This window comes from Streptomyces sp. TRM68416 (assembly GCF_014596915.1).
Classification (GTDB): Bacteria; Actinomycetota; Actinomycetes; order Streptomycetales; family Streptomycetaceae; genus Streptomyces.
Genome location: NZ_JACVWU010000003.1, coordinates 157,199 through 169,598, shown reverse-complemented (window position 1 = coordinate 169,598; position 12,400 = coordinate 157,199). Strand labels below are relative to the sequence as shown.

Genomic DNA, 12,400 nt, shown 5'->3' with positions numbered 1-12,400 from the left:
TCAGACGCCTTCCACGAACCGCACGAACCGCCCCCAGCCTTCCCGGCCCACCGCGAACGCCGGGCGGCTCACGTCCTTGGAGTCCCGTACGTGGACGGCGTGTTCGGCGATCGCGATCTCCACGCAGCTGTCGCCCTCGCTACCGCTGTAGCTGGACTTGAACCAGGCCAGTTCCGTCGTCCCGCTGCTCATAGCTCTCCTCGCAGTCGCTCCAACAGGGCCCTGGATTCCTCGGGGTTCAGGGCCTGCGAGCGCAGTGTTTCATAGCGATGGCAGAGCACACTCACCTCTTTCGGGTCGGAGATGAGCCGCCCGTTCTTCTGGCCCTCGGAGTACGCGAGCCGTCGCCCCTCCGGTGTCTCCAGAACCTGCACCGGCCCATCCAGGCACGCATGCAACCCCGCCTCCAGCGGCACCACTTGAAGCGTCACATTGCGCGGAGCAGTGCGCTCGAGGACATGGTCGAACAGCTCCCGCATCGCCTCCGCGTCCCCGAACCGCCGCCGTAACACATGCTCCTCCACGATGAAGCTGAACGGCACGGTGGGCCGCTCCCGCATCATCCGCTGGCGGTCCATCCGCGCGGCGAGCTGGGCCTCCAGTTCCTCATCCGTCCGCAGCGGAATCGCGCCCTCGAACACCGCCCGCGCATACGCCTCCGACTGCAACAGCCCCGGCACCAACCGGCACTCGTACGTGCACAGGCTCACCGCTTCCCGCTCCAACCGCGCCCACCGCCGGAACCATGCCGCGAGTCCCGGCTCGCCCCGGGTGAGATGGCGCGAGGCCTTCCGTAGCGCGCCCGTGCCGCCGGTCGCCTGCTCCCCGCGCTCCACGAAGGAGTCGTCCGGCATCCGGCGACCCAACTCCACCGACGCCACCGTGTGCTTGGAGAACCGCACGATGTCGGCGAACTCCTCCCGGCTGAGCCCCGCATGCTCGCGCAGCGCCTGGACGACCGCACCGAACGTCCGCAGACTGTCCGACGGATGGGGCTCCCGCTCCCACTCCCCCGCTCCCGCCGGAGCCGTCCGGCCCTCCCCCTCGACGCTGTCCATCCGCCGCCCCTCTCCAGCCGCTCGCAGCCGCACACGTTCGGCACCCAGCGTGATGGCCCGCTCACGTACTGTCCACCCCCTGCCCTCGTACGCTGACTTCGCGTACGCGGGCAGCCGGGGCTCGGGCCGACCGGCGGCGCGTGACCCCGCGGGCGACGCGCCGTCGGACAGGGGCGGGCCGGTTCAGGCCTCGACCAGGGTGATGTCCTGCTGGTGTGCGGCGTGGAAGCGGGGCAGGGGCAGGCCGCCGGCGGGGCTGAGTTCCATCACGGTGGCTTCGACGTGGGCCGTGCCGGGTTCCAGGGTGGTGGAGGGCTTGCCGGTGTTCTGCCAGCGGTGTTCGGCACCGTCACACACCGCGCGCGTGCCGCCGATGCCGTAGCGCGTCGTGGGCGAGGCCTGGGCGACGGAGGAGCTGACGAAGACCGGTCCGGTGCCGCCGGTGCAGCGGTAGGTGCCGGAGAGGGTGACGGTTCCGTCGGCGGCGACCGTGCCGGTCGGGTCGACGGTGACCGTCTCGTAGGGGTCGGCCGTGGCCGAGGGGGCCGCGGTCAGCAGGAGCGCGGCTCCCGCGGCGGCGGCGAGGGCGGTGCGTACGGGCATGGTGATGCCTCCCGGGTGAGTGGAATGGGGGCCTCCACTGGTACCGGGCGCACCGGGCCGCGCGCGTGATCGTCACCCCTTCGGCGGCGAGTCCGCCTCCGGCGGTCAGGGCAGTACGGCGAAGCCGTCCAGTTCCACCAGTGCCCGTTCGTCCCACAGTCGTACGATCTCGACCACCGCCATCGCCGGGTAGTCGCGCCCGGCCGCCGTGCGCCAGATCCGGCCCAGCTCCGCCGCGTGTGTGCGGTATGCGGCGACGCTCGTCGCGTACACCGTGACCCGTGCCAGGTCGGCCGGTGTGCCGCCCGCCGCGCGCAGGGCGGTGAGGAGGTTGGTCAGCGCCTGCTCGAACTGCTCGGGGAGTGTGTCTCCTACGATCTTTCCGTCGCCGTCGAGTGCCGTTTGGCCCGCCAGGAACACCACCCGGCTGCCCGTGGCCACGACCGCGTGGGAGAAGCCGGTCGGCGGGGACAGCTCCCCGGGGTTGATCCGCTCCGCGCTCATGCCCGGTCCTCCCTGTCGGCGTACAACTCCTTGGCGATGATGCCGCGTTGGACCTCGCTGGCGCCCTCGTAGATGCGCGGGGCGCGGACCTCGCGGTACAGGTGTTCCAGTAGGTGGCCGCGGCGCAGGGCGCGGGCTCCGTGCAACTGGACGGCGGTGTCGACCACGTACTGCGCCGTCTCCGTGGCCAGCAGCTTCGCCATGGCCGCGCGACGGGGGACGTCCGGGGCGTCTTCGTCGTGCGCCGTGGCCGCCGCGTACACCATCAGGCGGGCCGCCTCCGTGCGCAGGGCCATCTCGGCGACCTGGTGGGCGACCGTCTGAAGGTCCCTCAACTTGCCGCCGAAGGCGTCCCGTTGAGCGGTGTGCTCCAAGGTGGCGTCCAGGGCCGCCTGGGCCATGCCGACGGCGAAGGCGCCGACGCTGGGGCGGAAGAGGTTGAGGGTGCCCATCGCGACGCGGAAGCCGCGGTCGACCTCGCCGAGGACGTCGTCGGCCGTCACGGGTACGGCGTCGAAGGCCAGGGTGCCGATGGGGTGCGGAGAGAGCATGTCGAGGGCCGTGCCGGACAGGCCCGGCCGGTCGGCGGGGACGAGGAAGGCGGTGACACCGCGGGCGCCCGCCCCCGGTGTCGTACGGGCGAAGACCGTGTAGACGTCGGCCTCGGGGGCGTTGGAGGTCCAGCACTTCTCCCCCGTGAGTCGCCAGCCGGTGGTGCCGTCGCGCTCGGCCGCCAGGGACAGTGCCGCCGCGTCCGAGCCCGCGCCCGGCTCGCTCAGCGCGAAGGCGGCGACGGCCGTGCCGTCGCTCACCCGGGGCAGCCAGCGCTCCCGCTGGGCCGGGGTGCCGTGGGCGTGGACCGGGTGGGCGCCCAGGCCCTGGAGGGCGAGGGCGGTCTCGGCCTCCGTGCAGGCGTAGGCCAGGGACTCCCGCATCAGGCAGAGGTCGAGGGCTCCGGAGGTGAAGAGCCGGGGCAGCAGGCCGAGGCTGCCCAGTTCGGTGAGGAGCGGACGGTTGACGCGGCCCGGCTCGCCCTTTTCGGCCAGCGGGCGCAGGCGGTCGGCGGCGAGGGCGCGCAGTTCCGCACACCAGGCGGTCTGTTCCGGTTCGAGTGAGAATGCGGGCATTGCCGGTCCTCTCCTGCGCCTGCCGGGAAGGGCACTTCCTGGGCCTGCCCAAGGGGGCACTCGCGCCCACTGACGGGGGCCCTCCCTCGACGGTATCGCGCACCGTTGACTGTCGTCACCAACGCGATACGCTCGGTGCGCGGACCCTGCCCCACCACGGCAGGACCCCGTCCCACCACGACAAGGGGGCGAACCGCCATGGACGGCCTCACCCGCTCCGCCCACGTCGACACCTTCGCGCGCGACCACCTCCCGCCCGCGGACCAATGGCCACAACTCCGCTTCGACCTGCCGGAACTGCGCTACCCCGAACGGCTGAACTGCGCCGCCGAACTGCTCCTCGGCCCCGCCGACGACCGCCCGGCGTTCCGCACCGCCACCGGCACGACCTGGAGCTACGGCGAGCTGCGCGCCCGCGTCGACCGGCTCACGCACCTGCTCACCGGGGAGCTCGGCGTCGTCCCGGGCAACCGGGTGCTGCTGCGCGGCCCCACCACGCCGTGGCTGGCCGCCTGCTGGCTGGCGGTGCTGAAGGCGGGCGCGGTCGCCGTCACCGTACTGGCCCAACAGCGCCCCCACGAACTGCGCACGATGTGCGAGATCGCCGAGGTGCGGCACGCCCTGTGCGACGTCCGGTCCGTCGACGACCTCGCGAAGGCGGAGATACCGGGGCTGCGGATCACCACGTACGGCGGTGACGGCCCCGACGACCTGCTCAAGCGCCCGGCGCCGGGCACGCCGTACGCCGCCGTGGACACCGCGGGCGACGACGTGGCGCTGATCGCCTTCACCTCCGGCACCACCGGACGGCCCAAGGGCTGTATGCACTTCCACCGGGACGTGCTGGCCATAGCGGACACCTTCTCCCGGCATGTGCTGCAACCGCATGCGGGCGATGTCTTCGCCGGCAGTCCCCCGCTCGGCTTCACCTTCGGGCTCGGCGGTCTCGTCGTCTTCCCGCTGCGCGCCGGGGCCAGCGCCCTGCTGCTCGAACAGGCCGGTCCCAAGCAGTTGTTGCCGGCGATCGCCGAGCACCGGGTGACCGTGCTGTTCACCGCGCCCACCGCCTACCGCGCCATGCTCGACGAGTTGGACGGGCACGACATCTCCTCGCTGCGCCGCTGTGTCTCCGCCGGGGAGAACCTGCCCGCCGCCACCTGGCGGACGTGGCACGAACGGACCGGGCTGCGGGTCATCAACGGCATCGGCGCCACCGAGCTGCTGCACATCTTCATCTCCGCCGCCGACGAGCACATCAGGCCCGGTACCACCGGCGTCCCGGTGCCCGGCTGGCAGGCGCGCGTGATCGACGGCGAGGGCCGGGAGCGGCCCGACGGGGAACCGGGGCTGCTCGCCGTACGCGGACCGGTCGGCTGCCGCTACCTCGCCGACCCGCGGCAGCGGGAGTACGTGCGCGACGGCTGGAACATCACCGGCGACACCTACGTCCGTGAGGGTGACGGCTACTTCCGGTACGTCGCCCGCGCGGACGACATGATCATCTCCGCGGGGTACAACATCGCCGGGCCCGAGGTCGAGGAGGCGCTGCTGCGCCACCCGGACGTGGTGGAGGCGGCGGTGGTCGGCCGGCCGGACGAGGCGCGCGGGCAGGTCGTGGTGGCGTACGCGGTGCTGGGACAGGGCGCGCGGCGGGACGCGGAGGCGCTGCGCGCCTTCCTCAAGGCCGAGCTGGCGCCGTACAAGTGCCCGCGCGAGATCGTCTTCCTGGACGCGCTGCCGCGCACGGCGACCGGCAAGCTCCAGCGGTTCCGGCTGCGCTCGGGCGGTCACACCGAAGGTGACCAGCAGTGATGCGGACGACCGAAGGTGACCGGCAGTGATGCGGACGACCTAAGATGATCACCGTGTCCGACCAGCATGCACCACGGTCTCTCATCGTCACGCTCTACGGCGCCTACGGCCGCTTCGTGCCCGGCCCGGTACCCGTCGCCGAGCTGATCCGGCTGCTGGCCGCGGTCGGGGTGGACGCCCCTTCCGTACGGTCGTCGGTGTCCCGGCTCAAACGGCGCGGGCTGCTCGTCCCGGCCCGTACCGCCGAGGGCGCGGCGGGCTACGAACTCTCCCCCGACGCCCGCCAGTTGCTCGACGACGGCGACCGCCGCATCTACGCCACCACGCCGCCCGAGGACGAGGGCTGGGTGCTCGCGGTGTTCTCCGTGCCGGAGTCGGAACGCCAGAAGCGGCACGTGCTGCGCTCCCGGCTGGCCGGCCTCGGCTTCGGCACGGCCGCCCCCGGGGTGTGGATCGCGCCCGCGCGGCTGTACGAGGAAACCCGGCACACCCTCCAACGGCTGCGCCTCGAGGCCTACGTCGACTTCTTCCGCGGCGAGCACCTCGGCTTCGCGCCGACCGTCGAGGCGGTGGGCCGCTGGTGGGACCTGGCCGCCATCGCCAAGGAGCACGAGGCGTTCCTCGACCGGCACGCGCGCGTGCTGCACGCCTGGGAGCGGCGGGCGGACACCCCGCCCGAGGAGGCCTACCGGGACTATCTCCTCGCCCTGGACTCCTGGCGCCATCTGCCCTACGCCGATCCCGGCCTGCCCGCCCGGCTGCTGCCCGAGGACTGGCCGGGCGTGCGGTCGGCCGCGGTGTTCCGGGGGCTGCACGAGCGTCTGCGGGACGCGGGGGGTGTTTTCGCCGGAATCCCACCGGAATCCCAGCGGAGGGTGTGACTTCATTCACAACTTATGTCACTCAGGGAACCCTCAGCGTCTTCCGTCCCTCTTCTCAGATTTCTAACCTAGCGTGCACCGAACCGCATGCCGGGCAAGAAAAAGAGGACTGTTGCGCATGACCAGGACGGCAAGGGCTCAGGGAGCCACGATCTGGCTCACGGGGCTGCCGAGCGCGGGCAAGACGACGATCGCTCGCCTGCTCGGGGACAGACTCAAGGCCGAGGGGCATCGCGTCGAGGTCCTCGACGGTGACGAGATACGCCGCTTCCTCTCCGCCGGCCTCGGCTTCTCCAAGGAGGACCGCAACACCAACGTCCAGCGCATCGGCCTGGTCTCCGAGGTGCTCGCGCGCAACGGCGTGCTGTCCGTCGTCCCCGTGATCGCGCCGTACGCCGAAAGCCGCGAGGCGGTCCGGGCGCGGCACGACAAGAGCGGGACGCCGTACCTCGAAGTGCACGTGGCGACGCCGGTCGAGGTGTGCAGCGAGCGCGACGTGAAGGGGCTCTACGCCAAGCAGGCCGCGGGCGAGCTGTCCGGGCTGACCGGGGTCGACGACCCGTACGAGCCGCCGGTGGACCCGGCGTTGGTCCTGCCGACGCAGGAGCAGAGCCCTCGGGAGTCGGCGGACGCGGTGTACGCGCTGCTGGCGGAGCGGGGGTTGGTGTGAGCGGGGTCGGTCTGTCCCACCTGGACGCGCTGGAGTCAGAGGCGGTCCACATCTTCCGTGAGGTGGCGGGTGAGTTCGAGCGGCCGGTGATCCTGTTCTCCGGCGGCAAGGACTCCATCGTCATGCTGCACCTGGCGCTGAAGGCGTTCGCCCCGGCGGCGATTCCCTTCTCGCTGCTGCATGTTGACACCGGGCACAACTTTCCCGAGGTCCTCGACTATCGGGACCGTGTGGTGGCCAGGCACGGGCTGCGGCTGCACGTCGCCTCCGTGCAGGACTACATCGACCGCGGGGTGCTGCGCGAACGTCCCGACGGGACGCGGAACCCGTTGCAGACGGTGCCGCTCACGGAGAAGATCCAGAGCGAGAAGTTCGACGCGGTCTTCGGCGGCGGGCGCCGGGACGAGGAGAAGGCGCGCGCCAAGGAACGGGTGTTCTCACTGCGCGACGAGTTCTCCCAGTGGGACCCGCGGCGGCAGCGGCCCGAGCTGTGGAACCTCTACAACGGCCGGCACGCGCCCGGCGAACACGTCCGCGTCTTCCCGCTGTCCAACTGGACCGAGCTGGACGTCTGGCAGTACATCGCGCGCGAGGAGATCGAACTGCCGGAGATCTACTACGCGCACGAGCGCGAGGTGTTCCGGCGCGACGGGATGTGGCTGACCGCGGGCGAATGGGGCGAGCCCCGGGCATCGGAGACCGTGGAGAAGCGGCGGGTCCGCTACCGCACGGTCGGCGACATGTCCTGCACCGGCGCGGTGGACTCCGACGCCGACACCATCGAGAAGGTGATCGCCGAGATCGCCGCGTCCCGGCTGACCGAGCGGGGAGCGACTCGCGCGGACGACAAGCTGTCCGAGGCCGCGATGGAAGACCGCAAGCGCGAGGGGTACTTCTAGCCATGGGCACGACCACGATCACGACGACGGCCACGACCACGACCACGACCATCGATACGCTGCGGTTCGCGACGGCCGGGTCCGTCGACGACGGCAAGTCCACGCTGGTGGGGCGGCTGCTGCACGACTCCAAGTCGGTGCTGTCCGACCAGTTGGAGGCCGTGGAGCGGGCCTCGTTGAACCGGGGGCAGGAGGCACCCGACCTGGCACTGCTCACCGACGGGCTGCGGGCCGAGCGCGAGCAGGGCATCACGATCGACGTGGCGTACCGCTACTTCGCCACCCCTCGGCGGCGGTTCATCCTCGCCGACACGCCAGGGCATGTGCAGTACACCCGGAACATGGTGACGGGTGCGTCCACCGCCGAGCTCGCGATCATTCTGGTCGACGCGCGCAACGGGGTTGTCGAGCAGACGCGTCGGCATGCCGCCGTGGCCGCGTTGCTGCGGGTGCCGCATGTGGTTCTCGCCGTGAACAAGATGGACCTCGTCGGGTACGAGGAGAAGGAGTTCGAGCGCATCGTCGAGGACTTCGCGGGGTACGCCGCGGAGTTGGGGCCGACCGGGTTCACGGCGATTCCGGTGTCGGCGCTGGTCGGTGACAACGTTGTGGATCGGTCGGTGCGGATGGGGTGGTACCGGGGGCCTGCGCTGCTGGAGTTCCTGGAGAGCGTGCCTGTCGGCGGCGAGGGCGGCGTGGAGGCGCCGACGCGGTTTCCGGTGCAGTACGTCATCCGTGACGGTGACGTGCGGTACTACGCGGGGCAGTTGGTGTCCGGGGCGTTGCGGGTCGGGGATCGGGTGACGGTGCATCCCTCGGGCGAGACCTCGGAGATCACGGGGATCGATGTGCTCGGGGTGCCCGCCGAGGAGGCGTGCGCGCCGCAGTCGATCAGTGTGCGGCTGGGTGATCAGCGGGACGTCTCGCGAGGCGACATGATCACCGCGGGGGTCGGTGTCCCGGCGCTCACGCAGGAGGTGCGGGCGGAGGTGTGTCATCTGGCCGACCGGGCGCTGCGGGTGGGTGACCGGGTGCTGGTCCGGCATACGACGCGGACGGTCAAGGCGATCGTGACGGACCTCGGCGGGGCGGACGCGTTGTCCGTGAACGACCTGGGGCGGGTCGCGCTGCGTACGGCGGAGCCGTTGGCGCTGGACGACTACGCGGTCTCCCGGCGCACCGGGGCGTTCATCCTCATCGACCCGTCGGACGGGGCGACGCTCACGGCGGGGATGGTTTCGCTGTAGCGGAAGTTGGTGCCGGCCGGGGGTGGGTCGCGCAGCCCGGCGCTACCGGGGTGCCGCCTGCGCCCACCCGTGCCGCCCCAGGCGGCACGCATGCCCGCAGGCTCAACGGCGTGGGGTGGGCGCCGCCCCAGGCGGCACGCATGCCCGTAGGCCGAGCGGCAGGGCGGGACAGCGCCCCGAAGGGGCGCGGGGAACTGCGCGACCAGCCCCCACCGGGCCGCAGGCTGGGCGGATACGGGAGCGCCGCCTGCTGGAGTGAGCGGCTGCTGTCGCGCTCCGAAGGGGCGCGGGGAACTGCGCGATCAGCCTCCACCGGGCCGCAGGTTGGGCAGTTGGAGGGCCGGAGGTCGAAGGCGGGGCTTGGGGGTGTCTGTGCGGCCTGTTTGGGGGCGGCGGCTGCCTGCGGCGTACGGGGGTGGCCAGGGGGCGGCCGGGCCGGTATAGGACTGGTCGGCGGCGGCGTGCAGGGTCCAGTGGGGGTCGTAGAGGTGAGGGCGGGCCAAGGCGCACAGGTCGGTGCGGCCCGCGAGGATCAGGGAGTTGACGTCGTCCCAGGATGAGATCGCGCCGACCGCGATCACAGGGACGCCGATGGTGTTGCGGATGCGGTCGGCGTACGGCGTCTGGTAGGAGCGCCCGAACTCCGGGTGCTCGTCGGCGACGACCTGGCCGGTGGAGACGTCGATCGCGTCGGCCCCGTGCGCCGCGAAGGCGCGGGCGATCTCGACGGCGTCCTCCGCGCCCGTGCCTCCCTCGGCCCAGTCGGTCGCGGAGATGCGGACCGTCATGGGCCGTTCCTCCGGCCATACGCCCCGCACGGCGTCGAAGACCTCCAGCGGGAAGCGGAGCCGATTCTCCAGCGAGCCGCCGTAGGCGTCCGTGCGGCGGTTGGTCAGCGGGGAGAGGAAGCCGGAGAGCAGGTAGCCGTGCGCGCAGTGGAGTTCGAGGAGGTCGAACCCGGCCCGCGCCGCCCGCCACGCGGCCGCCGTGAACTGCTCGCGGATGTCGGTGAGTTGGGCGCGGGAGAGCTCGCGCGGGGTCTGGCTGCCGGGCTTGTAGGGGATCGGCGAGGCGGCCACGAGCGGCCAGTTGCCGTCCGGGAGGGGCTCGTCCATGCCCTCCCACATGAGCCGCGTGGAGCCCTTGCGCCCGCTGTGCCCGAGCTGCACGCCGATCGCGGTGCCGGGCGCCTGGGTGTGCACGAAGTCGGTGATCCGGCGCCAGGCCTCCGCCTGACGGCCGTTGTACAGGCCGGTGCAGCCGGGGGTGATGCGTCCCTCCTCGCTGACGCAGACCATCTCGGTCATCACCAGACCCGCGCCGCCCAGCGCGCGGGCGCCGAGGTGGACGAGGTGGAAGTCGCCGGGCAGGCCGTCGACCGCCGAGTACATGTCCATCGGGGAGACGACGACCCGGTTGCGCAGGGTCAGGCCGCGCAGCCGGAACGGGGTGAACATCGGCGGAGTCCCCGGCGGGCAGCCGAACTCGCGTTCCACGGACTCGGTGAAGCGGGCGTCGCGCAGCCGCAGGTTGTCGTGGGTGACCCGGCGGCTGCGGGTGAGCAGGTTGAAGGCGAACTGGCGGGAGGGCTGGTCGAGGTAGAGGCCGAGGTTCTCGAACCATTCCAGGCTGGCGCGGGCGGCACGCTGCGTCGAGGCCACGACCGGTTTGCGTTCCTCCTCGTAGGCGCTCAACGCGCTTGCCACATCGGGCTGTTCCTCCAGACAGGCCGCGAGGGACAGCGCGTCCTCGACGGCGAGCTTGGTGCCGGAGCCGATGGAGAAGTGGGCGGTGTGGGCGGCGTCGCCGAGGAGGACGACGTTGCCGTGCGACCAGCGTTCGTTGACGACCGTACGGAAGGTGGTCCACGCCGAGTTGTTGGAGCGCAGCGGCCGTCCGCCGAGCGCGTCCGCGAAGATCTTCGCGCAGCGGTCGATCGACTCGCCCTCATCCGTGTCGTCGAATCCGGCCGCCCGCCACACCTCCTCGCGCATCTCGACGATCACGGTGGACGCGTCGGGCGCGTAGGGGTAGCCGTGCAGTTGCATCACGCCGTGTTCGGTCTCGGCGATCTCGAACCGGAAGGCGTCGAAGGCGAAGTCGGCGGCGAGCCAGATGTAACGGCAGCGGTGGGTGGTCACACGGGGCCGGAGCACGGGGGCGTAGGCCTCGCGGGTGGTGCTGTGCACACCGTCGGCGGCGATGACGAGGTCGTGGGACTCCGCCAGCCGGGCGGGGGGCGGGGCCTCGGAGCGGAACTTCAGCTCCACGCCGAGGTCCCGGCAGCGGGTGTGCAGGATGTCGAGGAGCCGTTTTCTGCCCAGGGCCGCGAAGCCGTGTCCTCCGGAGGTGTGGCGGGTGGTGCGGTGGACGATGTCTATGTCGTCCCAGCGGGTGAAGTGCTTCTGGAGTTCCTCGTAGACCTGGGGGTCGGCGTGTTCGATGCCGCCGAGGGTTTCGTCGGAGAGGACCACGCCGAAGCCGAAGGTGTCGTCGGGGGCGTTGCGTTCCCAGACGGTGATGTCTCGGCGGGGGTCCAGGCGTTTGAGGAGCGCGGCCGCGTAGAGGCCGCCGGGGCCGCCGCCTACGATCGCTACGCGTAGGGGGTGGTCTGTCGTCATTGGCGACTGCGGGTGCGTGGGGGCCGGTCGCGCAGTTCCCCGCGCCCCTGAGGTGGGACCGCTCCCCTGCCTCGAAGGCATCCCTACCTCCCCCTCCACTTCGGCGGGCGCTTCTCCGTGAACGCGGCGTGGAACTCCGCGTAGTCCTCGCCGTTCATCAGCAGGGCCTGGGTCGCCGCGTCCAGTTCCACGGCTGCCGCGAGCGGCATGTCCAGTTCCGCGGTCAGGAGGGCCTTGGTCTGGGCGTACGCGAGCGCCGGGCCGTCGGCGAGGCGGCGGGCGAGGGCCGCGGCGGCCTCGTCGACGCGGCCCTCGTCGGTCAGCTGGCTGATCAGGCCGATCCGCTCGGCCTCGGGTGCCCGTACCGGCTCGCCCAGCATCAGCAGGCGGGTCGCGTGGCCGAGGCCGACCACCCTGGGGAGCAGGTAGGCCGCGCCCATGTCGCCGCCGGACAGGCCCACCCGGGTGAAGAGGAACGCGAACCGGGCGCTCGGGTCGGCGATCCGGAAGTCCGCCGCGAGCGCCAGGACCGCGCCCGCGCCCGCCGCCACCCCGTGCACCGCCGCGATCACCGGGAACGGGCACTCCCGTACCGCCCGTACGACCTGGCCGGTCATCCGGTTGAAGTCCAGGAGCTGGGCGGTGTCCATGGACAGGGTGGCGCCGATGATCTCGTCGACGTCGCCGCCGGAGCAGAAGCCGCGGCCCTCGCCGGCCAGCACCAGGGCGCGTACCGACCGCTCCCGGGACAGTTCGGCGAGCAGGTCGCGCAGGTCGGCGTAGGCGCCGAAGGTGAGGGCGTTGAGTTTGTCGGGGCGGGCGAGGGTGACGGTGGCGACTCCGTCGGTGAGGTCGAGGCGCAGATGCTGCCAGCGGGGGGTGCGGGCGGCGGAGCCGGTGAAGGGACTCATGGCGTGCGGCCTCCTCGGGCGGACGGCTGGCGGCACTGACTCGCTGAGTTCTGCCCTTCGAAGCTAT

12 protein-coding genes are annotated in these 12,400 nt (G+C 71.9%); 5 read left to right on the top strand and 7 right to left on the bottom strand.

What is annotated here, in order from left to right:
* From ICC28_RS06190 to ICC28_RS06170, 5 genes are all read right to left on the bottom strand, one after another.
* The gene (locus ICC28_RS06190) at positions 1-192 is read right to left on the bottom strand and encodes a DUF397 domain-containing protein (protein ID WP_188287386.1); all 192 of its coding nucleotides are present in this window, start codon (positions 190-192) and stop codon (positions 1-3) included.
* Positions 189-1,058 (bottom strand): helix-turn-helix domain-containing protein, encoded by an 870-nt coding sequence (locus ICC28_RS06185; RefSeq protein ID WP_188287385.1) that lies wholly within the window; start codon positions 1,056-1,058, stop codon positions 189-191. Before ICC28_RS06185 ends, ICC28_RS06190 begins: the two co-directional genes overlap by 4 nt.
* 183 nt (positions 1,059-1,241) lie before the next feature.
* Positions 1,242-1,661: a DUF6299 family protein gene (locus tag ICC28_RS06180; RefSeq protein WP_188287384.1), complete on the bottom strand. Its 420-nt coding sequence runs from the start codon at positions 1,659-1,661 to the stop codon at positions 1,242-1,244.
* A 105-nt stretch (positions 1,662-1,766) separates the two neighbouring features.
* Positions 1,767-2,165 carry a RidA family protein gene (locus tag ICC28_RS06175; RefSeq protein WP_188287383.1) on the bottom strand — a complete coding sequence of 133 codons (399 nt, stop codon included), beginning with the start codon at positions 2,163-2,165 and terminating at the stop codon, positions 1,767-1,769.
* Positions 2,162-3,292, bottom strand: a complete 1,131-nt coding sequence (locus ICC28_RS06170; RefSeq protein WP_188287382.1) for an acyl-CoA dehydrogenase family protein — start codon at positions 3,290-3,292, stop codon at positions 2,162-2,164. The genes ICC28_RS06175 and ICC28_RS06170 overlap by 4 nt, the downstream gene beginning before the upstream one ends.
* 198 nt (positions 3,293-3,490) lie before the next feature.
* On the opposite strand from ICC28_RS06170, the gene ICC28_RS06165 reads away from it, so the two are divergent.
* From ICC28_RS06165 to ICC28_RS06145, 5 genes are all read left to right on the top strand, one after another.
* The gene (locus ICC28_RS06165) at positions 3,491-5,104 is read left to right on the top strand and encodes an AMP-binding protein (RefSeq protein WP_188287381.1); all 1,614 of its coding nucleotides are present in this window, start codon (positions 3,491-3,493) and stop codon (positions 5,102-5,104) included.
* Between the two features lie 44 nt (positions 5,105-5,148).
* Positions 5,149-5,985 carry a PaaX family transcriptional regulator C-terminal domain-containing protein gene (locus ICC28_RS06160; RefSeq protein WP_188287380.1) on the top strand — a complete coding sequence of 279 codons (837 nt, stop codon included), beginning with the start codon at positions 5,149-5,151 and terminating at the stop codon, positions 5,983-5,985.
* Between the two features lie 118 nt (positions 5,986-6,103).
* Positions 6,104-6,655 (top strand): adenylyl-sulfate kinase, encoded by a 552-nt coding sequence (cysC, locus tag ICC28_RS06155; protein ID WP_188287379.1) that lies wholly within the window; start codon positions 6,104-6,106, stop codon positions 6,653-6,655.
* Positions 6,652-7,554 carry a sulfate adenylyltransferase subunit CysD gene (gene cysD / locus ICC28_RS06150; protein ID WP_188287378.1) on the top strand — a complete coding sequence of 301 codons (903 nt, stop codon included), beginning with the start codon at positions 6,652-6,654 and terminating at the stop codon, positions 7,552-7,554. Before cysC ends, cysD begins: the two co-directional genes overlap by 4 nt.
* A 2-nt stretch (positions 7,555-7,556) precedes the next feature.
* Entirely contained in the window at positions 7,557-8,801 is a 1,245-nt protein-coding gene (locus tag ICC28_RS06145) for a sulfate adenylyltransferase subunit 1 (RefSeq protein ID WP_188287377.1), read from the top strand.
* Between the two features lie 302 nt (positions 8,802-9,103).
* On the opposite strand, the gene ICC28_RS06140 is transcribed toward ICC28_RS06145, so the two are convergent.
* On the bottom strand, positions 9,104-11,503 hold the full coding sequence (locus ICC28_RS06140) for a bifunctional salicylyl-CoA 5-hydroxylase/oxidoreductase (RefSeq protein ID WP_188287376.1): 2,400 nt from the start codon (positions 11,501-11,503) through the stop codon (positions 9,104-9,106).
* Positions 11,504-11,505: 2 nt separating this feature from the next.
* Complete coding sequence (locus ICC28_RS06135; protein ID WP_188287375.1) at positions 11,506-12,333, bottom strand: enoyl-CoA hydratase family protein; 828 nt, start codon at positions 12,331-12,333, stop codon at positions 11,506-11,508.
* Positions 12,334-12,400: the final 67 nt, after the last annotated feature.

Excerpts from the sequence above, each read along its gene's own strand:
- ICC28_RS06140 (WP_188287376.1), bottom strand. The coding sequence starts at position 11,503 with ATGCCTTCGAGGCAGGGGAGCGGTCCCACCTCAGGGGCGCGGGGAACT.
- ICC28_RS06145 (WP_188287377.1), top strand. The coding sequence starts at position 7,557 with ATGGGCACGACCACGATCACGACGACGGCCACGACCACGACCACGACC.
- ICC28_RS06180 (WP_188287384.1), bottom strand. The coding sequence starts at position 1,661 with ATGCCCGTACGCACCGCCCTCGCCGCCGCCGCGGGAGCCGCGCTCCTG.
- cysC (WP_188287379.1), top strand. The coding sequence starts at position 6,104 with ATGACCAGGACGGCAAGGGCTCAGGGAGCCACGATCTGGCTCACGGGG.
- ICC28_RS06190 (WP_188287386.1), bottom strand. The coding sequence starts at position 192 with ATGAGCAGCGGGACGACGGAACTGGCCTGGTTCAAGTCCAGCTACAGC.
- ICC28_RS06185 (WP_188287385.1), bottom strand. The coding sequence starts at position 1,058 with ATGGACAGCGTCGAGGGGGAGGGCCGGACGGCTCCGGCGGGAGCGGGG.
- ICC28_RS06160 (WP_188287380.1), top strand. The coding sequence starts at position 5,149 with ATGATCACCGTGTCCGACCAGCATGCACCACGGTCTCTCATCGTCACG.
- ICC28_RS06170 (WP_188287382.1), bottom strand. The coding sequence starts at position 3,292 with ATGCCCGCATTCTCACTCGAACCGGAACAGACCGCCTGGTGTGCGGAA.
- ICC28_RS06165 (WP_188287381.1), top strand. The coding sequence starts at position 3,491 with ATGGACGGCCTCACCCGCTCCGCCCACGTCGACACCTTCGCGCGCGAC.
- ICC28_RS06135 (WP_188287375.1), bottom strand. The coding sequence starts at position 12,333 with ATGAGTCCCTTCACCGGCTCCGCCGCCCGCACCCCCCGCTGGCAGCAT.
- ICC28_RS06175 (WP_188287383.1), bottom strand. The coding sequence starts at position 2,165 with ATGAGCGCGGAGCGGATCAACCCCGGGGAGCTGTCCCCGCCGACCGGC.